General features: G+C 35.4%; 16 protein-coding genes. 1 reads left to right on the forward strand and 15 read right to left on the reverse strand.

Annotated elements, in window-relative coordinates; translation table 11 throughout:
• Positions 1-58: 58 nt before the first annotated feature.
• From QWY92_RS03810 to msrB, 3 genes are all read right to left on the reverse strand, one after another.
• Positions 59-1,621 carry a protein adenylyltransferase SelO gene (locus QWY92_RS03810; RefSeq protein ID WP_290268591.1) on the reverse strand — a complete coding sequence of 521 codons (1,563 nt, stop codon included), beginning with the start codon at positions 1,619-1,621 and terminating at the stop codon, positions 59-61.
• Between the two features lie 54 nt (positions 1,622-1,675).
• The gene (gene msrA, locus QWY92_RS03815; RefSeq protein ID WP_377879452.1) at positions 1,676-2,212 is read right to left on the reverse strand and encodes a peptide-methionine (S)-S-oxide reductase MsrA; all 537 of its coding nucleotides are present in this window, start codon (positions 2,210-2,212) and stop codon (positions 1,676-1,678) included.
• Between the two features lie 69 nt (positions 2,213-2,281).
• Complete coding sequence (msrB, locus tag QWY92_RS03820; protein ID WP_290268592.1) at positions 2,282-2,728, reverse strand: peptide-methionine (R)-S-oxide reductase MsrB; 447 nt, start codon at positions 2,726-2,728, stop codon at positions 2,282-2,284.
• A gap of 210 nt (positions 2,729-2,938) precedes the next feature.
• Between msrB and QWY92_RS03825 the strand changes: the two genes are divergently transcribed.
• Complete coding sequence (locus QWY92_RS03825) at positions 2,939-4,135, forward strand: Pycsar system effector family protein (RefSeq protein ID WP_290268593.1); 1,197 nt, start codon at positions 2,939-2,941, stop codon at positions 4,133-4,135.
• Between the two features lie 230 nt (positions 4,136-4,365).
• Here the strand turns inward: QWY92_RS03825 and QWY92_RS03830 are convergent, their stop codons facing one another.
• The 12 genes from QWY92_RS03830 to QWY92_RS03885 form a co-directional block, all read right to left on the reverse strand.
• Positions 4,366-4,818, reverse strand: coding sequence for a GNAT family N-acetyltransferase (locus QWY92_RS03830; RefSeq protein ID WP_290268594.1), 453 nt, complete (start codon positions 4,816-4,818; stop codon positions 4,366-4,368).
• A 40-nt stretch (positions 4,819-4,858) separates the two neighbouring features.
• Positions 4,859-7,231 carry a GAF domain-containing protein gene (locus QWY92_RS03835; RefSeq protein ID WP_290268595.1) on the reverse strand — a complete coding sequence of 791 codons (2,373 nt, stop codon included), beginning with the start codon at positions 7,229-7,231 and terminating at the stop codon, positions 4,859-4,861.
• Positions 7,232-7,520: 289 nt separating this feature from the next.
• The gene (locus tag QWY92_RS03840) at positions 7,521-9,086 is read right to left on the reverse strand and encodes a solute:sodium symporter family transporter (protein WP_290269975.1); all 1,566 of its coding nucleotides are present in this window, start codon (positions 9,084-9,086) and stop codon (positions 7,521-7,523) included.
• A 499-nt stretch (positions 9,087-9,585) separates the two neighbouring features.
• The gene (locus tag QWY92_RS03845) at positions 9,586-11,532 is read right to left on the reverse strand and encodes an OmpA family protein (RefSeq protein WP_290268596.1); all 1,947 of its coding nucleotides are present in this window, start codon (positions 11,530-11,532) and stop codon (positions 9,586-9,588) included.
• 18 nt (positions 11,533-11,550) lie between these two features.
• Positions 11,551-12,480, reverse strand: a complete 930-nt coding sequence (locus QWY92_RS03850) for a PorP/SprF family type IX secretion system membrane protein (RefSeq protein WP_290268597.1) — start codon at positions 12,478-12,480, stop codon at positions 11,551-11,553.
• A gap of 22 nt (positions 12,481-12,502) precedes the next feature.
• A complete protein-coding gene (locus QWY92_RS03855; protein ID WP_290268598.1) occupies positions 12,503-13,738 on the reverse strand; it encodes a T9SS type B sorting domain-containing protein in 1,236 nt (411 codons plus the stop codon).
• Positions 13,739-13,766: 28 nt separating this feature from the next.
• Positions 13,767-14,564: a phage tail-like protein gene (locus QWY92_RS03860; protein WP_290268599.1), complete on the reverse strand. Its 798-nt coding sequence runs from the start codon at positions 14,562-14,564 to the stop codon at positions 13,767-13,769.
• Positions 14,561-15,346 (reverse strand): phage tail-like protein, encoded by a 786-nt coding sequence (locus QWY92_RS03865; RefSeq protein ID WP_290268600.1) that lies wholly within the window; start codon positions 15,344-15,346, stop codon positions 14,561-14,563. The genes QWY92_RS03860 and QWY92_RS03865 overlap by 4 nt, the downstream gene beginning before the upstream one ends.
• Positions 15,346-16,188, reverse strand: coding sequence for a phage tail-like protein (locus QWY92_RS03870; protein ID WP_290268601.1), 843 nt, complete (start codon positions 16,186-16,188; stop codon positions 15,346-15,348). The genes QWY92_RS03865 and QWY92_RS03870 overlap by 1 nt, the downstream gene beginning before the upstream one ends.
• Positions 16,189-16,254: 66 nt before the next feature.
• Entirely contained in the window at positions 16,255-16,926 is a 672-nt protein-coding gene (locus QWY92_RS03875) for a hypothetical protein (RefSeq protein WP_290268602.1), read from the reverse strand.
• Positions 16,927-16,989: 63 nt separating this feature from the next.
• Positions 16,990-22,242 carry a beta strand repeat-containing protein gene (locus tag QWY92_RS03880; protein ID WP_290268603.1) on the reverse strand — a complete coding sequence of 1,751 codons (5,253 nt, stop codon included), beginning with the start codon at positions 22,240-22,242 and terminating at the stop codon, positions 16,990-16,992.
• A 580-nt stretch (positions 22,243-22,822) separates the two neighbouring features.
• On the reverse strand, positions 22,823-24,769 hold the full coding sequence (locus QWY92_RS03885) for an OmpA family protein (RefSeq protein WP_290268604.1): 1,947 nt from the start codon (positions 24,767-24,769) through the stop codon (positions 22,823-22,825).
• Between the last annotated feature and the right edge of the window lie 9 nt (positions 24,770-24,778).

Here is a 24,778-nt window from a genome sequence, read left to right on the forward strand (position 1 = left end):
TATTGTAAAGGTAATAATACGCAACGTATACCTTTTATTTTTAATGGCATAGTTTAATTTACGAACTACAAGACAGCATAGAGCATCCTACTTTATGACGTGCCCATTCGGGACGTTTGGCAAACCATTTTTCGTTTTCTGGCTGCTCATCATAAGGTTTTTTCAAGAGCTGAAATAATTGGTCTATTAATTTATAATCACCTTTATTCGCATCATCAATAGCAAGTTGCGCCATATAATTTCGTAACACATATTTTGGGTTTACGCTATGCATTTGGTTTTTTCTAATTTCTACAGAAAGATTTTCATCTTCCAGACGCTTAGCATAATCTTTAAACCAGGTTTCCCATTGCTGTTCTACACCGTTTTCAACTTCATTTAAATTATAAAATGCATCTTTCACAACGTTTATTCCTTCGGAAGGTTTTTTAAATGAAAAATGACTCAAGCTTCTAAAGAAAATTGTCATATCCGTTTCTGTAAGCTGTAAGTTTTCTTCTAATTTCTGAAATAAAATAGCATCGTTTTCATCGGCCTTTGATAACCCAAGCTTCTTTCTCATCATGGCTAAAGACTGCGTATCAAATTCCGATTGATAAGCATCTAATATAGCCTGCAGCGGTTCTACATCTTCAACTAAGGGATATAACGCATTAGCAAGTTGATATAAATTCCACAGCCCCATATTAGGCTGATTGCCGTAACGGTAACGTTTGTGTTGTCTATCAGTGGTATTTGGAGTCCAACCAAAATCGAAATCTTCTAACCATCCGTAAGGACCATAATCTATAGTTAAACCAAGGATAGACATATTATCTGTATTCATAACACCATGCACAAAACCCACACGTTGCCAATCGATAATCATTTTTAAAGTGCGCGTAGTTACCTCTTGAAAAAAGTTTAAATAAGTAGCTTTTGAAGGTTTTCCTAAATGCGAAAAAAAGCTAGATATCGTATAATCGGTTAATGTTTTCAAAGTATCCACATCGCCTCTAGCCGCCAAAATTTGAAAACTTCCAAAACGTAAAAAAGAAGGCGCCACTCGAGTTACAATAGCTCCTTTTTCGTAAGCTTGATTCCCATCGTAAAGCATATCGCGCATCACTTGATCGCCTGATAACGCCAAAGATAATGCTCTAGTGGTTGGCACGCCCAAATGAAACATGGCTTCGCTACATAAATACTCTCGGATAGACGAGCGTAACACCGCCAAACCATCGGCAGTTCTAGAATACGGCGTTTCACCAGCACCTTTTAACTGTAATGCCCAATGTTTATTTTGATGTTCAACTTCGAATAAATTAATAGCGCGTCCGTCTCCTAATTGTCCTGCCCAATTTCCAAACTGATGTCCGCCGTAACACATGGCAAATGGTTTGGTGTTTTCCAAAACCTGATTACCAGTGAATACCTTCAAAAAAGCATCACTTTGCGCATCAACTTCCGATAAACCCACATTTTCTAACATTTCAGGAGACACATGCAATAACTCTGGTTTTTGAGTTTGCTTTGGTGTTACATACGAAAAGCAAGCATTTTCCACCTGTCTTCTTGTGTTTTCGAGTATGGGATCGGCTGGTAATTGTGTTGTAAAGGTGTCTTTTAAATTGACTTTCATACCGTGTTATAATTAGTTTTTTAGATCGCTATAATGATCTTGTTTCCTAGAAAATTAAGCTTTTAATTTATCGGCATGTAGCTGCCTAAGTTTTGCAAGTTTTGGAGTTATTACAAAACTGCAATAGCCCTGTGTTTGATTATCTCTATAATAATTTTGATGTTCCTTTTCAGCTTCATAAAAAGGTTCTAAAGCTGAAATTTCGGTTACAATGTCATTTTCATAATACGGCGCAACTTCAGTTAAAACAACTTCAGCTATCTCCTTTTGTGCTTCATTATGATAATAAATAACCGAGCGGTATTGCGTACCCTTATCGGCACCCTGACGATTTAACGTAGTAGGATCATGCGTGGTCATAAAAATCACTAAAAGGTCTTGATACGACAGTATATCAGCATCGAAACTTATTTGAATAACCTCGGCATGCCCTGTTAATCCTGAACATATTTCACGATACGTGGGATGCCCTGGAACCGTACCGCCTGAATATCCAGACACTACTTTCTCAACACCATTAACTTCCTGAAACACCGCTTCGGTACACCAAAAACAGCCACCACCAACGGTAGCTAATTGAATATTTTTCATCTTTATATCTTCCTTTTAAAAAAGTGGTAACCTGTTCCATCAAAAACAAAACAGATTAATATGCTTATGCTAAGCTTTTTCGAGTTGCATGGATTCTGAATTCACACAATAACGCAATCCGCTAGGTTCTGGTCCATCAGGAAATACGTGCCCCAAATGCCCGTCGCAAGTATTACACATCACCTCTACGCGCACCATACCAAACGCTGTATCACGTTCATATTTAATGGCATTTTCGGCAATAGGTTGTGTAAAACTCGGCCATCCGGTTCCCGAACTAAATTTAATAGTTGAGTCGAAAAGTGGTGTATTACAACACACACAATTATATTTTCCAGCCTCGTAAGCCGTGCATAAATCGCCAGTATGTGGGCGCTCAGTACCTTTCAATCTTGTTATTCTGAATTGCTCCGGAGTTAATTCATCCTTCCATTCAGCCTCTGTTTTCTCCACACGCTTGTCAGGTGTTGGATTTCCTTTAACAGAAAAATTAATAATATCTTTCCAAGTTAACATCTGTTATTCCTTTCTTTGTTTAAATTAATTATATTTCAACGTAAAGCTTGGTCGTAATACCACCTTAAACCTTACTATTTTAAGCCTTCCATATTATTGAAAGTATTTACGAAATTTACGACAAAATAAACCGTTATGCTTATTAAATACTAATTTGATATCCTTAAAGTTTCGTATTTTTACTAAATAATCTTTTTACACGCGCCATATATGCTCCTCGATAAAGCTGAAAAATTTGTTATTAACCTTTTAAATGAAAATTTAGAAAACAACTTTACATACCATACGATTGCACACACACAACGTGTTGTTGAAAACGCAAAAGTACTAGCTGAGCTTGCTAATATTGATGCTGCACAGCAAGAATTACTTTTAATTGCAGCATGGTTTCATGACACAGGTTACACGGAAGATAAAAACAATCACGAAGCTGCTAGTGTTACTATTGCTCAAAGTTTTTTAAGTGATGAAAAATGTCCGGAAGCAGATATTGCTACTATTTCTAAAATAATATTGGCGACCAAAATGGACGTTACTCCAGTAACGGATTTAGAAAAAATTATAAAAGATGCCGATTGTTCTCATATTGGCAGCAAAAACTACATTGAAATTTCAGAGTTACTCCGAAAAGAATGGGAACTGACTTACAACAAAACCTATACAGAAAAAGAATGGTTTGATGAAAATATCAGTTTTTTAACCGAAAAACATCGATTTTACACAAATGAAGCCGCATCTCATTGGGAAAAACGAAAAAGCAAAAACCTGTCTAATTTGTTGAGTACTCAAAAAAAACACACCCTAAACAGCAATAAATTAAGTCAAAAAAAGGCTGAATTAAAATTCAAAAAAGAGAAAATAGAATTGCCTGAACGCGGTATAGAAACCATGTTTAGAGTGACTTTAAAAAACCATATCACTCTGAGTAATATTGCGGATACTAAAGCAAATATTCTGCTTTCTGTAAATGCTATTATTGTATCATTAGTGCTCTCAAACTTAGCATCTAAACTAGACAAACCTTCTAATGAATATTTAATTATCCCAACAATTATTTTTGTACTTTTTACTGTAGCCTCTATTATTTTATCAATTATGGCAACACGTCCTAATGTAACAAGCGGAAAGTTCACCAAAGAAGATGTTGCTAATAAAAAAGTAAATTTATTATTCTTCGGAAATTTCCATAAAATGAGCCTTCAAGATTTTGAATGGGCTATGGGAGAAATGATGGAGGATCGAGACTACCTCTACTCTTCCATGAAAAAAGACCTTTATTTTCTGGGCTTAGTTTTAGATAAAAAATACAAAATACTACGCCTTACCTACACTGTATTTATGATTGGTATTATTGTTAGTGTTATTGCATTTCTTATTTCCTTTTACTCTGTTGGCATACTTATGTAATTTACCATGTTCTGCTTTAAGTAAAACGCTTCTACTTTCTTAAATAGAAAGCCCTGCCATTTTCGGGAAATATATTTTTACTAACCACAAGCTTATCCCTTACCAGAGTACTTTTATGGTATGGTAGCCATTATATAAAGATAAAAGACACAGATAATAATGTTTTAAAATGAAGAACGATTGAGATCATCATTACATTTCAATAAAGCCGTCAGTTCTTTTTTATTTCACTATAATTTCTTCTGAAAACAAATACTATTATCGGCTATTTTGTAATCGCCAAAATTCGGAATTTCTTGGTAGTTATTCTTTTTATAGAAACTGATTGCGTAGGGTTTTGCTTTAAGAGTTTCCAAAATACATGTTGAGAAACCCAACTCGATACTCCAAGATTCTAAAGCTTCCAGAATTACAGTAGCCACTCCTTTTCCGCGACAGCGAGGAGAGACATACATGCGTTTAATTTCTACTTCGTTTTTTGAGAATGCCTTAATACCGCCACATCCCACAGGCAGTCCTGCTTCATTATAAGCTACAACCACATGTTTTATGCTTTCGGTATTATTTAGTTTTTCGTAGAATGCGTTTTCTTCTTTATAATATGCCGTCAAATCAAAATCCAATTCGGAAACCAAGGTTTGAAAATCCAAATTATCTGAATTTGCTTTTTTAATGCTTATCATAAACGAACTAAATTGGGTAACTGCTTTTCAGAAGAAAAAATTAGGCTTTAATTTCTTTCATTAAATCTTCATAAGTGTAAAACGATTTATCTTCTTCACTTTTATGATAAAGCACACTCACTCGAATGGCTTTTAAACCTGTTACGGCTTGCAAATCTTGAAGTTCCACAATTTCCACATCGGTATCCAAATAGTTCTTAGCCTGCAAGAATTTTATATAACGTAAGTATTCTATTTCATCTTGTTTTTGAGAATATACAATACTAATTTTCCCTTTTTGCGTCACGCGTTCCGTGGTCCCTTTTATATAGGCTTTATCTACGCGTTTTTTAACAATTTCGTATCTAGCATTATAAGTTCCATCCACATCAAACTGTTTTTCATCCATTCTAAAACTTATAGTTAAAGGCTGGTTAAACACTAAAATCATGGAAGCTACATCTAAAGCCACCGGGAATTTATGTTGCTTTTGATAGAAACTATTTTCCATTTCGCACATCACTTGTAACTGCCACAAACGTAAATTATAAAGATATATAGGATTGAAAGAATCAGCTTTGGTAATCGATTCTCCAATATACATATTGTGTTCTACCCCGTCGGTTTTAAAGCGCTCGAAATAATGCGGATACATACGTTGCGCATCCTGTTGCTTTTTATCCAACATAGCCGCCATATTTTTATTAATCATAGCTACCGTATTGTCGTATTGCTTACGGTTATTATAAAGCATGTTTAATTTATCGTCGAGTGTATCAAAATAAATATCTAGTTCTGCTTTCAAACCATCGATAACATACAGATGCTTTAAGGCAACATCAATATCATTCTTAAAAAAGTCTGAAATTTGTTGTTCACTATCTACTTGAAATTGTTCGTTTAAACCTCTTAGATACTCATCTATTTGAAAAACAAACTGATCGTAAATAGGTAGAAACTCAACTTGCATTGCCATTTCAAAAATGGTTTTTGCTGCACTTAATTGTAATGCTAAATCTTGCTTTGTTGCGGTATTTCTTGCTTCCGAAGACCCTTTAATATCCATTTGCCCATATAGCGGATAAATATTTTCAAAAGCTATTTTTTTGAAAATGGCTTGTTCTCCAATCAATTCTGCTTTTATAAAGTTTTTAGCTTCTTTAGCAAATCTCCAATGCACACTTGGGTGAATTGAGGTACATTCTTTTTGAATAATAGCCTCAATTAAATTCGCTTCTTCTTCAATAGCACGTTCTGCGGCGGATACGATATATGGTAACACATCGCCTAATTTATTAGCATTGACACTATTTAAAACTTGCTTTTTATTGGATACAATTTCGATAATCCCCATAAGCCCTTTATCATTGGCTATAGGCGCGAAAATAGCACTTTTTACACCTTGCTGATGTAAGCTTGAAATATGTGGTGCTTTACCTTGAGATAACTCGAACATTTTATCAACATCGGATACTGAAAAATGCTTAAATTCCTTTAATAGTTTATCGTAAGACCAAGTACACAATGCGTTTGCACATTCTTTTGTTGTGGTTTCACCAAGCAAATAACTGTGCATGCCAGAACCGTATATGCGTTCAAAAACATCATCTTCTCTATTGTAAATTGAAAAACCTACCTTTAAATCTTTAATTCCGAAAAGGGAACTAAAAATATCTTGAAAACCTTCTACGAAACTATTTTGTTTACGTTTGTCTTTACTAATAAGACTCGATTTTATATTAGATATAGATTGATCGTCTGTAACATCGAAAATATTAGAAATAACAAAACCTTTAAACGTATATGAGTTTGGTGGAAATTTAGCTTTCCAAAGGTCTATGTTTTCAAAATTATCGAGTAATTCATCGTAATCATCCTGAGTAATTACAGGTGCATTTTCATTCGGAATTATTTCGCAAAAATCGGCATTGTATAATATTTTATAATAACGAATAATTCCGTTTTCATCAGGAATTTCGTAATAAAAAGGACGTTTAAAATTAAGGTTAAAACCATAACAAAACCCTAAAATAATGGCGCAAACTACGATATATTCATCATCGTCCGGCATATTTTTTATATGAAGCTCAAAATCGTCTCCTGCGGTTTTAATTATTTTTTTAAAACGGGCCGAAGCATTAAAAATCAAATCATGGAACGGCACTGTAGCGGTTTTAATCTCGTTATGGGTTAGTAACGGACTAAAGGTATCTTGAAGTAAAAAAGCAATTTCCTCTTCTCTTTCTTTAACAAGATCTATTTTACTAAAACCATCACGTAGCTCTGGGTATTGCTTAGCGACCTCTAAAATTCTCTTGGCTTTTTCGGCAACAAAATCATTATCAGAATCAGCTAAAACATCATATTGCTGTAATAACTTATCAAAACTAAGTTTAATTTTTAAAGGAGATTCTATGTTATCGTTTATATCCATTCCGTTAATACCATTTACCTTTTCTTTTTATCTCAATAAGGTTTCGAGTGCAAAGTTACGAATTAAATAGGTTCGTCGCTATTAATCCCACATCCTAACAAGGCATACTCATAATAGCTTTATCACCAATAAACTTTGGTTGCTTTTATTTTTTCAGTAAAACCTACTTCAAATAAAAAACGCTTTAGCTTATTACTCTTCACATTAACATGCGAATTTCAAAAAAAACTAAAGCGTTTCATATTTATAAATTGCACGTTAAACCTTGATTTACGTGCTCAAAAAAAGTCTAAGACATCCAAATATATAAACCAATAACCATAGCTACAACAATAGCACCAACTGGTTTCATATACTTCCATTCGGTAATATCTACCTGCTTGGTGTACACTTGTTCGTAATCAGTTTCTCTAGGAATAAAGTGACTTACAGCAAACATAATAATTACGGTTAGTACAAACAAAATCCCCATTAAGTGTAAGAAACTAATATCTGGCTTTATAACGTATAAAGTAGTTAAATAGGTGATTACACTAAATAGAATAGCAATATTTGCTGCTTTCCCAGACACACGTTTAGAAAATACGCCTACAATAATAATAGCTAAAATAGGCACACTATGTGTTCCGTTTAACTGCTGTAAATAAGTAAAAATACCACCTTCTACACCGTATAATAACGGAGCAATACCTATAGAGAATAAAGCTAACACAATACCGAATGTTTTTCCTGCTTTCACAACCTGTAATTCAGTAGCTTCTTTATTTATATATTCCTTGTAAAAATCTAATCCAAATAGTGTTACTGAACTATTTAAAGCACTATTGAATGAACTTAAAATAGCTCCAAATAGTACTGCAGCAAAGAAACCAATATACGCTACAGGCAATACTTTTTTAACCAACATTGGGTATGCTTCATCGGCATTTGCCAAATCGCCATTAAAAATATAATAAGCAATAATACCAGGTAAAACCACAATAATAGGCCCTAATATTTTAACAAAAGCAGCTAATAAAAGGCCTTTCTGACCTTCTTTTAAATTCTTTGCACCTAAGGCACGTTGAATAATAGCTTGGTTAGTTCCCCAGTAATAGAAATTAACAATAATCATCCCGGTGAAAAGTGTCCAAAAAGGCACATCGGAATCCGGTCCACCAATAATATCGAATTTCTCAGGAAGTGCCGTTGTTAAGGTATCTAGCCCCGTGAACACATTACCATCTCCAATATACATTAAACCAAAAATTGGAATTAAAGACCCACCTACAATTAAGCCTACAGCATTAATAGAATCGGATACTGCAACAGCTTTTAAGCCTCCAAAAATAGCATAAATACTACCAATAACCCCAATAGAAATTACAGTAACCCAAAGTGTAGCTTCAGGCTTCATACCAATCATTTCAGGTATGTCGAACATGGTATTTAACGCCAACGCTCCCGAGTATAAAACAGTAGGCAGCATAGATATAGCATACCCTAAAAGAAATAAAAGTGAAACAATTGTTTTTGTTGTTTTACCGTAACGATTTTCTAAAAACTGAGGTATAGTTGCAATCCCACTTTTTAGATATTTTGGTAATAACACAAATGCGGTAAACACCATAGCAATGGCGGCAAGCACCTCATAAGCCATAATAGGAGCACCGTCTCTAAAGGAAACACCATTCATTCCTACAATTTGCTCTGTAGATAAATTAGTTAATAATAACGACCCTGCAATTACAGGCCCTGTAAGGCTACGCCCTCCAAGAAAGTAACCATCGGAAGATGTTTCGTCTGTTTTTCGTGTTGACCACCATGCAATAAGTGCAACTAGCAAAGTAAACCCTGCAAAAGAGATAATACCCATCATAATAAATATAGTTTGGTTTAGTTAATTTTCTGTTTTTTTTTAGTTATTGTATTTATCATTTTATTCAGAATAAAACAAACGGCGCTACAATGTCATAAAAAATATTGGAACATCTGTACTCCTAGTTGTTATTTTTTAATAACTCAACTATAACCTTCACTATATTTATAACTTTTTTACACAGAAAAATTTATTGAATATGCAACATCTGTATTATGTTAAATTATCAGCTCTAATAAACTTAAATAAAACGAAATGAACACATTACACCAAAAAAAACTGACTTTTTTTAATATTATAGAAATAAAAAAACCAACTTATTTCTAAGCTGGCTTTTTCCTTTAAATTTGCGAACAAGGAAGGTTTGAGCTCCCATGCTACGCTGTACTAGATTTTCTAGCCTAGTACACATAAAAATGAACAACGTTGAAATCATTCATTTCCAATCACCTCTATCTTTAATTCTTTTTTACAGAATATTTATTTTTTATCGCATTTATTTCACGATTATAAATTCACTACGTCTGTTAGCTTGATGTTCTGCTTTTGTACATGGTACGCCGTTTGAACATTTATTAACCAATTGCGTTTCGCCATAACCTCGTGAACTTAATCGGTTGCGGTCAATTCCACTAGCTATGATATAATCCATAGTCGATTTTGCGCGGTTGTTAGATAGCACCATGTTATATTGATCACTAGCACGACTATCCGTATGAGAACGTATATCGATCTTTAATTGTGGATACAACTTCATCGCTTCTACAACTTTCTGAAGCTCTACTCCCGCATCTGGACGGATGTTATACTTGTCTAAATCAAAATAAATTATAGGTATATTTAGCGCATCTGATAAATCCGTTCCTGGAGTCAGCCTCATTTTAGGAACTAATTGGAAGTCAATTTTTTGTTTCTCCAAACCGGATTCAGATCGTTTATCATCAGAGTCATAACCTGTTTTTGATACCAAAATAGTGTACACATCATAACGTGCTGTTTCTACATGGTAATATCCGTCTTGGTCTGTTTCTAATTCTGCATAAACTTCTCCTGCTTCGTTGGTTAATTTTACATGGGCTCCTGCTATAGGCTCACCCGTGTGTTTATCGGTAACAACACCTTCTATCTCGGCTTTAAACAAATCTTTTATCGGTGCGTTTTCTATAAACGTGTAGATGTTATCATACACAAAAGTGCCAGGTACTTCTGCTCTATTAGAGCTTATAAATCCATATTTTTCGTTAATTCCAAAAGCAAAATCATCCGCATAACTGTTAATTGGTGTTCCTACATTTAACAGGTTATCAAAGGTGTCATCGGCTTTTATTTTTATGTAAAAGACATCTAATCCGCCTAAACCAAAATGTCCGTCTGATGAAAAGTAAAAACTATTGTCCTGATCGACAAAAGGAAAGGTTTCTTTACCAGGGGTATTGATTTTTGAACCTAAATTCTCAGGGGCTTCTAATGTTAAATCTTCATTGATTTTTACACGGTATAAATCTGATTCTCCATATCCGCCGGGACGGTCTGAAGCAAAATACAGTGTTTTTTCATCCGGACTCAACGCCGGGTGTGCTGAGGAATAATGATCACTATTGAAGTCTAACTCCTCTGGTGTAGACCATTTACCGTCTTCTTTTTGTGTTCTGTAAATTTTTAGGTTTTTATCGTCTTTACGTTTTTTACTCGTATTGTTACTTCGCGTAAAATACATCGTATTTAAATCTTTCGTATAAACCGCTGAGGATTCGTGATAAGTACTGTTTAATTTGCCTTTAAGCTTGCGTTCTTTTCCTGTGATTTGATTCGTAGAATCTAAATCTACAGCGTATAGCGATAAATAACTTAATCCATCCCAACCACTCTTACGGTTGATAAAATTATCGCTCTCAATGGCTGTTGATGCAAAAATAAGTTGGTCTTCTATTTTGGTATGTCCAAAGCTTATTTTATCTAAATTATAAAGCCCGTGTACGGTATCTAAGCTATAACGCCCTGAATTGGCTTCTATAATAGAGGCGTAATCTATTGCTGATCGTAACTCAACAGTATCTCCTACTTTGGTTCGATAAGCATCATAATAGTCTTTCGCTTTTCGACTCTTTCCTATCGCTTTAAGCGCTTGAGAGTAACGTAACTTTGAAACGTTTTGCACTGGTGATGGTACCAAATCAAATAAGCGCGCGTACCATTTTGAGGCTTCATCATATTGCGCATTAAAATAATAACTTTCGGCTAGCTTGGTAAAAAGTTCTTCGGATTCGAAGCCTTTATCTGCAACACTTAAGTAGATTTTTTGGGCATTGATATAATCTAACCCCTCAAACTCTTTAGAGGCTTTTTCTAATTGACGTTCTTGGCCATACAACGTACTGAATCCTGATAAGAAAATCAATAAAAGCAGTAGAACCAATGGTTGTAATTGTGTAATTTTTTTCATTAAGGTCGTGTTTTAGAATTAGAAGAAACGTGGGTTGACTTTACCTCTGAAACGGGTACCTAATTCAAATCGTAAAAATATCTCGTGTGAACCGCTGTTATAACGGGACAAGTCTGTCGTTTCATAATCATAGGCGTAACCTATCATTAAGTTATCACTGAGTTGAAAGCCAGCCATACCACTTACGGCGGCATCTAATCGGTAGGCTAATCCTAAGATTAAACCGTTATTGATAAGCGCATTTGCAGATAAATCAACCGCTAATGGAGCGCCTGATACCGCCTTCACTAACACAGCCGGTTTTAATTTTAAACTTTCGTTTAAATCAAACACATAACCACCGATAAAGTAGGCGTGTAGTTTTTCCGTAGCTGTAGAGACTTGAACCTCGTCGTAGTGTTCTGTTTCTAATAAGTTTGGGGTTGATAATCCCATATACCAACGATCGCTATGTAAATATAAACCAAGGCCTGCTACTGGTGATGATGAGTTTTTGCGCGATAAATCATAGTCGTTTGGATTGTATATCGTTAGTTTATTGGGGTCTAAATCAAATATCGAAAGTCCTGCTTTGATTCCAAAGGATAGATTTAAAGCCTCGGAAACTGGTATCGTATATGAAAAATCCGCCGTTACTAAACTCTCTGAGGAAGGTCCTAACTTATCGCTCGTAAAGCTGAAACCTAAGCCTACTCCTTGAATACCTATAGGCGAGTTTAAAGAAAAATTAAGGGTTTCTGGTGCGCCTTCTAAACCTACCCATTGGTTTCGGTAAAGTCCTGTCATACTCAAAGATCCGCGGGTTCCTGCGTATGCCGGGTTTACTGTTACGGTATTATACATATACTGCGTGTATTGTGAGTCTTGCTGAGCTTCTAAAGGCTCAAAACCCACCAATACCCCTGTAAAAAGTATAAAAACAACTATTTTATAAATATGGTTATGCATTGAATTTTGTTTTTGTTTTAAATTAGTTTCCGCTCAGGTATAAATAGCCCGCTTTTTTAAAATGTTCAACCTTTGAACTACCATCATATTCGAACTCTAAAATGTAATAGTACGTTCCTGAGGGAAGTTGGTTAGAGCCGTTTACGGTTAATCGGCCGTTGGAAAAGCCATTAAATACATCGCCATCTACACCATAATTATCTGATTGATAAACCTGAACACCCCAACGGTTAAAGACTTGGACATGAATATTTCGCGCACAGTCCGAATTTCCTGTATCGATAAAAAAGAAATCGTTTACGCCGTCACCATTTGGAGTCACCCCATTATAAATAGTAAGTCCACAGGCTAAAACTTCCCCAACCTCTATCATTCCAAAGGTAAATACCCCATAACCACTTACAGCGGTGGTTACGGTTTGGTTATCCATATCGATAACACCGCCTTCATTCACCCACATATTGGTTGGTTCATCCCAACGCACAATCGTCAGAGCCTCTTCTGCTGCTGCTGCTATAAAGTTTGCGGGTGTGGTTACATCACGCCATGATAATGTAATCAGTACATCATCCGTATTGGTCGATTCTTTTTCTATGGTCCAATATTCTTGATCATCAATAGCTTCTAAAGCGCCTGCGCGTAAATCGTGAGGGTAAAGTGGGTTTGAGTTTTCGTAAAAGAACTTTGATTTATAAAGACTTTCTGATTCCGAATTTGAGGTTCCTGCTAAACGGTAGTAACCACCATCTCCGATGGGATAAGTGAAACTATTTAATCCCGTTTTATGAACACCTCCATCAACATGGCTCAAATCTGAAGTGTTGATGTGTCCTCCGGTTGCTGAAAAATTGATACTTCCTCCAAAATTATCATTGTCCACAACGCCTTGATAGAAGTCTGAGATACCACTGATATCTAAAGCTCCTAGAAGTTCAAAAGGCGCTGACACACTATTATTATCAAATAAGACGTCGTACAGGTAACTCACCTGTGAGCCGCTAAGCTCTTGGGGGGAAGCGCCTATAAAACGCGTTAAGCCTGTGGTACCGTAGAAATCTACAATACCTTCATTATTAAAATGACTGTAGATATAAGCGTCGCCATCGTTATAAAACGTACCGCTTGTTTGGTTGTCAAAACGTTTTACCGTTGAAAATACAGTCCCCTCACTAACGGTTAAAACTCCCGTGTTGCTTGTTTGAGATACCATACTTACTGTAAAAAGAAGTAAAGTAATATGTAGTAATGTTTTTTTCATTGTTATGTTTTAAATTATCTTTTTCCTATTACTCAAAAAACTTATAAAAGTTAACCGTAAGCCCAGCTTGATTTGTTCTTGTTTCAACATTGGTTGTACGTCCTGTCCCATGCTTAAGTAACAGCTTTACCGTTTGGGGTGTATCAATTTTAAAAACAAATGAGAAAATATAGCCTTGAACACTATAAATCCCTTTACCTGAAATTATAGTTGACGTTTTTAAATCTGTTAGCAGCCCATTCGAAGCATTCACAATTGCAGCTTCCATAACATAGAGATGACTAGTCCCTACCAAGTAATTAGAATTAGGGGCGGTAGGAGAAATACAATCTACAGAAACATCGACCTTATACGTACCTGCCGGAAGTGAAATATTTTCTCCTGTTGGGTTTGCTATTCCCATGGTATTGATATATTTGGTTTCATTGGCTGCACTGAAACTAATATAATTATTAGCTGTGCCAGATGGTATTAACCTTTTAGACTCATCATTAGAACTTGTATATACTCCTGCAATTTGCAAATTTAAAATCTGATCTATTTCATTGTTTACAATAAACCGGTTCCAAGACGCGCCATCCCAATAGTATATACCACGTATAAACATACCACCTGTATTAAAAATAAGAGCACCTTCCTGCGGATTAGCAACAGGCGTTATGGCACTATTTAAATCGGTTAAAACATAAGAAGGCAAAAGCATTCCTTTATCATCACTATAGATCTCTAATTCTGCTGAAGGATCTGGTGTATTTGTATTAATACCCACCTGTGCATAGCTATTAAAAGCTAAAAAAGCGCATAGTATTGTTAATAAACTTCTCATTTTAATAAAGATTTTTCAGTTTGAATAAAGGCATCATTAATACTTATAGCCCCCGTATAAGTTCCTCCTGTGCGACGCGCTAATTGAAAACTAACCGTTTCTGGAGAGGTCAGTGTAAAGGCAAACGTAAAGGATACTATATGAGATTTACTCCCTGATGTATTAGAACTTGAGTTACTATCAACAACACCACCTATTGCACTACTCCCATTAAATAGTTGGGCGGAGTAAAAATGAACGTGTGTTCTTCCGTTAACATTTCCAATGCTACCTGTGTTGGTTTCTGATGTTGTAATATTTAACTCCACATTTACAACATATTGTCCTTCTTGCAGGGTCATATTATTTCCAGATATTGCAATGAATCCTCCTGTATTATTAAACAATTGAGTAAACCCCGAAATAGTAGTAAAAGATGGCGCGGTTGGCAAAGTTAAAGTTGAAGTCGTTGTTTTATTAAAGACCGCATTTGATACTGAATTTTCTCTACTTGCGATTAAACTCCAAACACCATCTATAAAAATATAATAACCAGGCAATTGCGCATTACCACTATTATAAACAACTAAGCCTTCGGCTGGATTTAGAATAGGGTCTGTAATATTATCAAGTGCCTTCAACTCAACTCTTGGTGGAAGAAAAAATTTCCCATCAGGATTATTAGACATATCTAAAACAGCAGAAGCATGACCATTAACAAAGTTTGTTATCGTTTGAGCATTTGCAGTCATTACAACAAAAGAAACACTCAATATTAGCATTATTTTTATTTGAGTTTTCATTATTTTAATTTCGTTAATTTATAATATGAACCATCTGAAATAATCGTTACTCGATCGCGATGTGTAGAACCCAACCTTCTTCCTAAATATGTATAAATATCAAAAGAAGTTATTTCATCTCCTCTTTCTAGACTTGTTATAAAGGTTACCCGATGTGTATTATTTAAAGGAGATACCACCGAACGTTCCACACGGTTCAATATATATCCTGATGTGCCACCTTCAGTAGTGTACGGAACATAAAAATCCATATAATACCCCATATTATAAAGACCTCCACCGATTGACTCCCCTCTACCTGAATCTGGTGCTGGAGCCGAAATTAAAAGCGAAGCCTCTAACGTGTAAATACCAGTACCTACATTTATCACGTTCAAGTTAGCCTCATCTAAACTTACCGATAATTGATCCATATTTCCAGAGTTGAGAATAGTATAGTTAGTGTTTACTGAACCAATAATTTCATCATCTCCAGCATCTGCATTGTTTAATACAGACATATTATTACCAGACAACCCTATCACTGCCGTTTTGGGCGTTTCTTTAAAAAACAGTTGCTTATCCCAAGCACCATTACCTGAGTTAGTTTGAGCATTCCAATACACCAATGATTTTCTAATGGTTGCACTGTTATTAAATACTATTAAACCATCTTTAGGCGTTACACTAATTGGTGCTTTATTGGATAAATCGTTAACTGGCACACGTGGTGTAAGCAACCCTTTATCGGTAGATTCTATCTCCAATACAGCATGATCATCAGGGGTTAAAGTGCCAATCCCTACTTGAGAAAACAAGCATGTAGGAGAACACACTAATATTATGTAAAGTATAAATTTCATTTTTTGTTTTTTATTCATATTCAAGCTAAAACCTTTATTCTTAAAATAGTTTCGGTTAAATATTTATTATATTTTTTGAACCGTTACATTAGATACATTTCCAGAACCGGTAGAACCACTCTCTGTTGCTAATAAACCACCGTTTCTATTTGGAGCTGCTATAAATCTAATTTGATACCCTACACTAGGTACCACAATCATAGTAGTATAACTAAGCAACTCCCCTATAGTAGAACCCGTATCAATTGCTGCATATCGGCTACCTCTTCCTAAATATGGTCCATCTGGCACAGGGCGAATCCCTAATAATAATTGGGTTTGATCAGTAACGTTAACAAAACTCCCTTGTAAGGTTATTAAATAATTCCCTACTTGATTAAATGTTAAAACACCTGTTGTAGTATCATAAGAATAAATTGGAGATGTAGTTAAAGGCGCAGAAAATATCATAGTAGATATCGTTGACTTAACTAAGCTCTGATTAGCCGCTAACCTCGCATGGAATAAAGTATATGCTCCGTGATCTAATGTTCTTAAAACGCCGTCTGCATCAGCAACTACCATTCTGTCTTGTCCTCCTATTCCTATATTTGTATTAATATCTCTTACCCTTACATTCCCTTCACCTACATCTAAAGATTCTGTTGGAGTATTTGTATTTATACCCGTTGTTTGCGCAATTACAGTAGTTTTAAATATAACAAGGAATAAGCCTAGTATAAAAATATTTTTTTTCATAAATAATTTTTTTGGTTATAAAAAGCTACTGACTTTCAGTAGCTTTTTATATTTAATAAATTATTATTCTACGTATTCAACTATCACATGATAGCTCCCTGCAGGATGTAATGTTGTTAATGATCCAGCTGTACCTAAGATTAACTGACCTGTACTTGAATTGTACTCAATAATATTAGTACTGATTGAATTCGTAGTTTGGTTTATCAATCTTACACCTAATAATTTAGCACCTGAAGGCACAACTCCTGACAAACTCACAATGTTAGTATTTGTTGACAATGTAACACTACCAACACGTTCGTAAACCGTACTATTGTCAATCCATTTTTTAAGTGTGTTTTGGGCAGCTGTTGCGCTATACACTGGATATACTTTTCTTACAGTACCATCTGCTTCAACAGTCATAATTCCATCAACATTATCAAGATCTGCACCTGTTTGCGCTACTAAACCAGCAACTGCTAAAGTGTTACTTGCACCTGTTGTAATTGTTGTTGGTTTAATTAAAGCACCTCCCAATTGAATTTTATTATCTGTTTTCGTCAAACCATTATCGGCTTCAATCTCTAAAGAAGATTGGTCAACCCATGTAGGAACTCCTGTACTGCTTGTTACTAATACTTGGTCATTACCCGCATTCGCAATGTCTTCTGGTGCAATTGTACCATTTTGAATATGCGTTGTTGTAATTGATTCTGTTCCTACTTTTAAACTTGCATCTATTAATGTTGCTCCGGCTCCACCAGTAACAACGATTGTTGTATCATCAGCTGTTAAATCTTTAGGATCTACAACGCCTGCAGGACCTTGAGGACCTTCTGCACCATCAGAAACTATAACTGTAGTTGTTCCATCTGTAATAGTTGATGTTCCATCTCCATTATCGGTTACTGTCACTGAAGTTCCGTTAATACCATCAATTCCGTTTGTTCCATCAACTCCATCTTTCCCATCAGAAACTATAATCGTAGTTGTTCCATCTGAAATAGTTGATGTTCCATCTCCGTTATCTGTTACCGTTACCGAAGTTCCGTTAACACCATCAATTCCGTTTGTTCCATCAACTCCATCTTTACCATCAGAAACTATAATCGTAGTTGTTCCATCTGAAATAGTTGATGTTCCATCTCCGTTATCTGTTACCGTTACTGAAGTTCCGTTAACACCATCAATTCCGTTTGTTCCATCAACTCCATCTTTACCATCAGAAACTATAATCGTAGTTGTTCCATCTGAAATAGTTGATGTTCCATCTCCGTTATCTGTTACCGTTACCGAAGTTCCGTTAACACCATCAATTCCGTTTGTTCCATCAACTCCATCTTTACCATCAGAAACTATAATCGTAGTTGTTCCATCTGAAATAGTTGATGTTCCATCTCCGTTATCTGTTACCGTTACTGAAGTTCCGTTAACACCATCAATTCCGTTTGTTCCATCAACTCCATCTTTCCCATCAGAAACTATAATTGTAGTTGTTCCATCTGAAATAGTTGATGTTCCATCTCCGTTATCTGTTACCGTTACTGAAACTCCGTCAACTCCGTTTGTTCCGTCAACACCATCTTTACCATCAGAAACTATAACTGTAGTTGTTCCATCTGAAATAGTTGATGTTCCATCTCCATTATCCGTTACTGTTACTGAAGTTCCGTCAACGCCATCTGCTCCGTCTGCTCCTTTTGAAATAATAACATCAGTTGTTCCATCACTAACTGTTACTGTACCATCTCCGTTATCGGTTACTGTTACTGAAGCTCCGTCAATACCATCAGTTCCGTTTGTTCCATCAACTCCATCTTTCCCGTCAGAAACTATAATTGTAGTTGTTCCATCTGAAATAGTTGATGTTCCATCTCCATTATCCGTTACTGTTACTGAAGTTCCGTCAACGCCATCAACACCATCTTTACCATCAGAAACTATAACTGTAGTTGTTCCATCTGAAATAGTTGATGTTCCATCTCCGTTATCCGTTACTGTTACTGAAGTTCCGTCAACGCCATCTGCTCCGTCTGCTCCTTTTGAAATAATAACATCAGTTGTTCCATCACTAACTGTTACTGTACCATCTCCATTATCCGTTACTGTTACTGAAGCTCCGTCAATACCATCAGTTCCGTTTGTTCCATCAACTCCATCTTTACCATCAGAAACTACAACTGTAGTTGTTCCATCTGAAATAGTTGATGTTCCATCTCCATTATCGGTTACCGTTACTGAAGTCCCGTCAACGCCATCTGCTCCGTCTGCTCCTTTTGAAATAATAACATCAGTTGTTCCATCACTAACTGTTACTGTACCATCTCCATTATCCGTTACTGTTACTGAAGCTCCGTCAATACCATCAGTTCCGTTTGTTCCATCAACTCCATCTTTACCATCAGAAACTACAACTGTAGTTGTTCCATCTGAAATAGTTGATGTTCCATCTCCATTATCGGTTACCGTTACTGAAGTCCCGTCAACGCCATCTGCTCCGTCTGCTCCTTTTGAAATAATAACATCAGTTGTTCCATCACTAACTGTTACTGTACCATCTCCATTATCCGTTACTGTTACTGAAGCTCCGTCAATACCATCAGTTCCGTTTGTTCCATCAACTCCATCTTTACCATCAGAAACTATAATTGTAGTTGTTCCATCTGAAATAGTTGATGTTCCATCTCCATTATCCGTTACTGTTACTGAAGTTCCGTCAACGCCATCTGCTCCGTCTGCTCCTTTTGAAATAATAACATCAGTTGTTCCATCACTAACTGTTACTGTACCATCTCCATTATCCGTTACTGTTACTGAAGCTCCGTCAATACCATCAGTTCCGTTTGTTCCATCAACTCCATCTTTACCATCAGAAACTACAACTGTAGTTGTTCCATCTGAAATAGTTGATGTTCCATCTCCATTATCCGTTACTGTTACTGAAGTTCCGTCAACGCCATCTGCTCCGTCTGCTCCTTTTGAAATAATAACATCAGTTGTTCCATCACTAACTGTTACTGTACCATCTCCGTTATCGGTTACTGTTACTGAAGCTCCGTCAATACCATCAGTTCCGTTTGTTCCATCAACTCCATCTTTCCCGTCAGAAACTATAATTGTAGTTGTTCCATCTGAAATAGTTGATGTTCCATCTCCATTATCCGTTACTGTTACTGAAGTTCCGTCAACGCCATCTACTCCGTCTGCTCCTTTTGAAATAATAACATCAGTTGTTCCATCACTAACTGTTACTGTACCATCTCCGTTATCTGTTACTGTTACTGAAGCTCCGTCAATACCATCAGTTCCGTTTGTTCCATCAACTCCATCTTTCCCATCAGAAACTATAATTGTAGTTGTTCCATCTGAAATAGTTGATGTTCCATCTCCATTATCGGTTACTGTTACTGAAGTTCCGTCAACGCCATCAACACCATCTTTACCATCAGAAACTATAACTGTAGTTGTTCCATCTGAAATAGTTGATGTTCCATCTCCGTTATCCGTTACTGTTACTGAAGTTCCGTCTTGTCCGGCAGATCCCGACGCCATGTTTATAGTAACATCATTACCGTTTTCATTAGTATAAGTAATAGTTCCATCACCGTTATCTTTTAAAACAGTAACCGTTTCATTTAATGTTACAATGTTTTCGATGTATTCCTCAATCGTATTGAATGTTTCTCCATTAACAGTTACTGGTCCTTCGTTTACGATATTTCCGAATTGATTTACAACGCTTCCTGGTACATCAACGATAGTTTCTGTGCCGTCTTCACTGGTGTAAGTGTATGTTCCATCAGTATTATCTACTAGAGTAGTCACCGTTTCATATGTTTGAACAATCTCTTCAAATGATATATTTTGAACTACATTGTTTTCATCAACATAAGTAAAAATATCTCCATCATAGGATACATTACCACCAACTGTTGTGTTAGTCAAATTAGTAACTAAATGTTCTAAAACTTCTGTATTTGTAACAATGTCCTCGAAATTATTGATAACATCAGCAGGAACATCGATAGTTACAGCATCGCCAGCTTCATTAGTATATGTATAGGTACCATCATTGTTATTTACAAGTTTTGTAATGGTCTCATTAGCTTGAACAATCTCTTCAAATGATATATTTTGAACTACATTGTTTTCATCAACATAAGTAAAAATATCTCCATCGTAAGATACGTTTCCTCCTACTGTGGTGTTCGTTAGGTTTGTAACTAAATGTTCTAAAACTTCTGTATTTGTAACAATGTCCTCGAAATTATTGATAACATCGGCAGGAACATCAATAGTTACAGCATCGCCAGCTTCATTAGTATATGTATAGGTACCATCATTGTTATTTACAAGTTTTGTAATGGTCTCATTAGCTTGAACAATCTCTTCAAATGATATATTTTGAACTACATTGTTTTCATCAACATAAGTAAAGACATCACCATCGTAAGATACGTTTCCTCCTACTGTGGTGTTCGTTAGGTTTGTAACTAAATGCTCTAAAACTTCTGTATTTGTAACAATGTCCTCGAAATTATTGATAACATCGGCAGGAACATCGATAGTTACAGCATCGCCAGCTTCATTAGTATATGTATAGGTACCATCATTGTTATTTACAAGTTTTGTAATGGTCTCATTAGCTTGAACAATCTCTTCAAATGAAATGTTCTGAACTACATTGTTTTCATCAACATAAGTAAAAACATCTCCATCGTAAGATACGTTTCCTCCTACTGTGGTGTTCGTTAGGTTTGTAACTAAATGTTCTAAAACTTCTGTATTTGTAACAATGTCCTCGAAATTATTGATAACATCGGCAGGAACATCGATAGTTACAGCATCGCCAGCTTCATTAGTATATGTATAGGTACCATCATTGTTATTTACAAGTGTACTAACCGTTTCTAATGCTGTGAAAATTGCTTTTAAATCAATAATAGATTCAGCTTTATTTTCATCTGTGTAAACCAATGTACTATTTACAGTATTATAAACTAAGCTAGTTAAGGTTTCTTGAAAACTAATTTCATCATCTCCTGTAGATATAATTCTTTTCCAGCTGTTATCTAACCAATAATAATAACCTGGTTTTATCAAGTTATTGTCTGTTAAATTGAAGACTAAAAGACTTTCTTCATTGCCATTTACAATAGTTGTTTGATCTAAAGTATCGGTAAGTTGGACACGGGGTATCATAATACCTCGGTCTGATGCTACAACATCTAATTGAGTTGACTGATTTGGGAGTGGTGTACCAACTCCTACTTGGGCATACATATTATAGGTTAAACCTATAAATACAATTAAAAGTAATCTTAATTTCATTTGTTTGATTTTTGGGTATCTATTTATTTCTATTTAGTTTATAGAATTATCAAAATAAAAATGTAATTCAATTTTCTAATAGCATACAAATAAACCTACAAATCAATAATTCACAAAAAAAACACCTAACACAAAAGTATCACATTCGCAGAAACACAGGCTTTTACGACGTACGACACAAAAAAAAGTGTTTTTTTTTAATTATTTTTTTTATAGCTATGTTATATTTATTCTATTACCATTTTTATGTTAAAAAATACTTTCCATGCTATTTTAGGCTAACTATAATGGTATTATTATTTGCTTATTTTTTACTTTCTGCACAACAATCGAGAAGACCCATAAATAAATCTATATGCATTATTGTAGAATATGTTTTTTTTTCGCAAAAAAGGCACCAACACAATTGTTTCGTTAAGAACGAAATCTTTAAATAAACCGTAATACCAATAAAATAAAATACCCCCTAACTTTCATTACTATTAATCAACCCTTAAAACGAAAAGGATATCTTATGAAAGTAGGGGGTATTTATGTTGTACTTTATTCTTTTTTACAGAATATTTATTTTTTATCGCATTTATTTCACGATTATAAATTCACTACGTCTGTTAGCTTGATGTTCTGCTTTTGTACATGGTACGCCGTTTGAACATTTATTAACCAATTGCGTTTCGCCATAACCTCGTGAACTTAATCGGTTGCGGTCAATTCCACTAGCTATGATATAATCCATAGTCGATTTTGCGCGGTTGTTAGATAGCACCATGTTATATTGATCACTAGCACGACTATCCGTATGAGAACGTATATCGATCTTTAATTGTGGATACAACTTCATCGCTTCTACAACTTTCTGAAGCTCTACTCCCGCATCTGGACGGATGTTATACTTGTCTAAATCAAAATAAATTATAGGTATATTTAGCGCATCTGATAAATCCGTTCCTGGAGTCAGCCTCATTTTAGGAACTAATTGGAAGTCAATTTTTTGTTTCTCCAAACCGGATTCAGATCGTTTATCATCAGAGTCATAACCTGTTTTTGACACCAAAATAGTATACACATCATAACGTGCTGTTTCTACATGGTAATACCCGTCTTGGTCTGTTTCTAATTCAGCATAAACTTCTCCTGCTTCGTTGGTTAATTTTACATGGGCTCCTGCTATAGGCTCACCCGTGTGTTTATCGGTAACAACACCTTCTATCTCGGCTTTAAACAAATCTTTTATTGGTGCCTTTTCTATAAACGTGTAGATGTTATCATACACAAAAGTGCCAGGTACTTCTGCTCTATTAGAGCTTATAAATCCATATTTTTCGTTAATTCCAAAAGCAAAATCATCCGCATAACTGTTAATTGGTGTTCCTACATTTAACAGGTTATCAAAGGTGTCATCGGCTTTGATTTTTATGTAAAAGACATCTAATCCGCCTAAACCAAAATGTCCGTCTGATGAAAAGTAAAAACTATTGTCCTGATCGACAAAAGGAAAGGTTTCTTTACCAGGGGTATTGATTTTTGAACCTAAATTCTCAGGGACTTCTAATGTTAAATCTTCATTGATTTTTACACGGTATAAATCTGATTCTCCATATCCGCCGGGACGGTCTGAAGCAAAATACAGTGTTTTTTCATCCGGACTCAACGCCGGGTGTGCTGAAGAATAATGATCACTATTGAAGTCTAACTCCTCTGGTGTAGACCATTTACCGTCTTCTTTTTGTGTTCTGTAAATTTTTAGGTTTTTATCGTCTTTACGTTTTTTACTCGTATTGTTGCTTCGCGTAAAATACATCGTGTTTAAATCTTTCGTATAAACCGCTGAGGATTCGTGATAAGTACTGTTTAATTTACCTTTAAGCTTGCGTTCTTTTCCCGTGATTTGATTCGTAGAATCTAAATCTACAGCGTATAGCGATAAATAACTTAATCCATCCCAACCACTCTTACGGTTGATAAAATTATCGCTCTCAATGGCTGTTGATGCAAAAATAAGTTGGTCTTCTATTTTGGTATGTCCAAAGCTTATTTTATCTAAATTATAAAGCCCGTGTACGGTATCTAAGCTATAACGCCCTGAATTGGCTTCTATAATAGAGGCGTAATCTATTGCTGATCGTAACTCAACAGTATCTCCTACTTTGGTTCGATAAGCATCATAATAGTCTTTCGCTTTTCGACTCTTTCCTATCGCTTTAAGCGCTTGAGAGTAACGTAACTTTGAAACGTTTTGCGCTGGTGATGGCACCAAATCAAATAAGCGCGCGTACCATTTTGAGGCTTCATCATATTGCGCATTAAAATAATAACTTTCGGCTAGCTTGGTAAAAAGCTCTTCGGATTCGAAGCCTTTATCTGCAACACTTAAGTAGATTTTTTGGGCATTGATATAATCTAACCCTTCAAACTCTTTAGAGGCTTTTTCTAATTGACGTTCTTGGCCATACAACGTACTGAATCCTGATAAGAAAATCAATAAAAGCAGTAGAACCAATGGTTGTAATTGTGTAATTTTTTTCATTAAGGTCGT

Source organism: Algibacter miyuki, assembly GCF_030409805.1.
In the GTDB taxonomy this organism is placed as follows: domain Bacteria; phylum Bacteroidota; class Bacteroidia; order Flavobacteriales; family Flavobacteriaceae; genus Algibacter; species Algibacter miyuki.

Bases quoted from the DNA above. Each gene is read 5' to 3' on its own strand.
- QWY92_RS03810 (WP_290268591.1), bottom strand. From the start codon at position 1,621: ATGAAAGTCAATTTAAAAGACACCTTTACAACACAATTACCAGCCGAT.
- msrA (WP_377879452.1), bottom strand. From the start codon at position 2,212: ATGAAAAATATTCAATTAGCTACCGTTGGTGGTGGCTGTTTTTGGTGT.
- msrB (WP_290268592.1), bottom strand. From the start codon at position 2,728: ATGTTAACTTGGAAAGATATTATTAATTTTTCTGTTAAAGGAAATCCA.
- QWY92_RS03825 (WP_290268593.1), top strand. From the start codon at position 2,939: ATGCTCCTCGATAAAGCTGAAAAATTTGTTATTAACCTTTTAAATGAA.
- QWY92_RS03830 (WP_290268594.1), bottom strand. From the start codon at position 4,818: ATGATAAGCATTAAAAAAGCAAATTCAGATAATTTGGATTTTCAAACC.
- QWY92_RS03835 (WP_290268595.1), bottom strand. From the start codon at position 7,231: ATGGATATAAACGATAACATAGAATCTCCTTTAAAAATTAAACTTAGT.
- QWY92_RS03840 (WP_290269975.1), bottom strand. From the start codon at position 9,086: ATGGGTATTATCTCTTTTGCAGGGTTTACTTTGCTAGTTGCACTTATT.
- QWY92_RS03845 (WP_290268596.1), bottom strand. From the start codon at position 11,532: ATGAAAAAAATTACACAATTACAACCATTGGTTCTACTGCTTTTATTG.
- QWY92_RS03850 (WP_290268597.1), bottom strand. From the start codon at position 12,480: ATGCATAACCATATTTATAAAATAGTTGTTTTTATACTTTTTACAGGG.
- QWY92_RS03855 (WP_290268598.1), bottom strand. From the start codon at position 13,738: ATGAAAAAAACATTACTACATATTACTTTACTTCTTTTTACAGTAAGT.
- QWY92_RS03860 (WP_290268599.1), bottom strand. From the start codon at position 14,564: ATGAGAAGTTTATTAACAATACTATGCGCTTTTTTAGCTTTTAATAGC.
- QWY92_RS03865 (WP_290268600.1), bottom strand. From the start codon at position 15,346: ATGAAAACTCAAATAAAAATAATGCTAATATTGAGTGTTTCTTTTGTT.
- QWY92_RS03870 (WP_290268601.1), bottom strand. From the start codon at position 16,188: ATGAAATTTATACTTTACATAATATTAGTGTGTTCTCCTACATGCTTG.
- QWY92_RS03875 (WP_290268602.1), bottom strand. From the start codon at position 16,926: ATGAAAAAAAATATTTTTATACTAGGCTTATTCCTTGTTATATTTAAA.
- QWY92_RS03880 (WP_290268603.1), bottom strand. From the start codon at position 22,242: ATGAAATTAAGATTACTTTTAATTGTATTTATAGGTTTAACCTATAAT.
- QWY92_RS03885 (WP_290268604.1), bottom strand. From the start codon at position 24,769: ATGAAAAAAATTACACAATTACAACCATTGGTTCTACTGCTTTTATTG.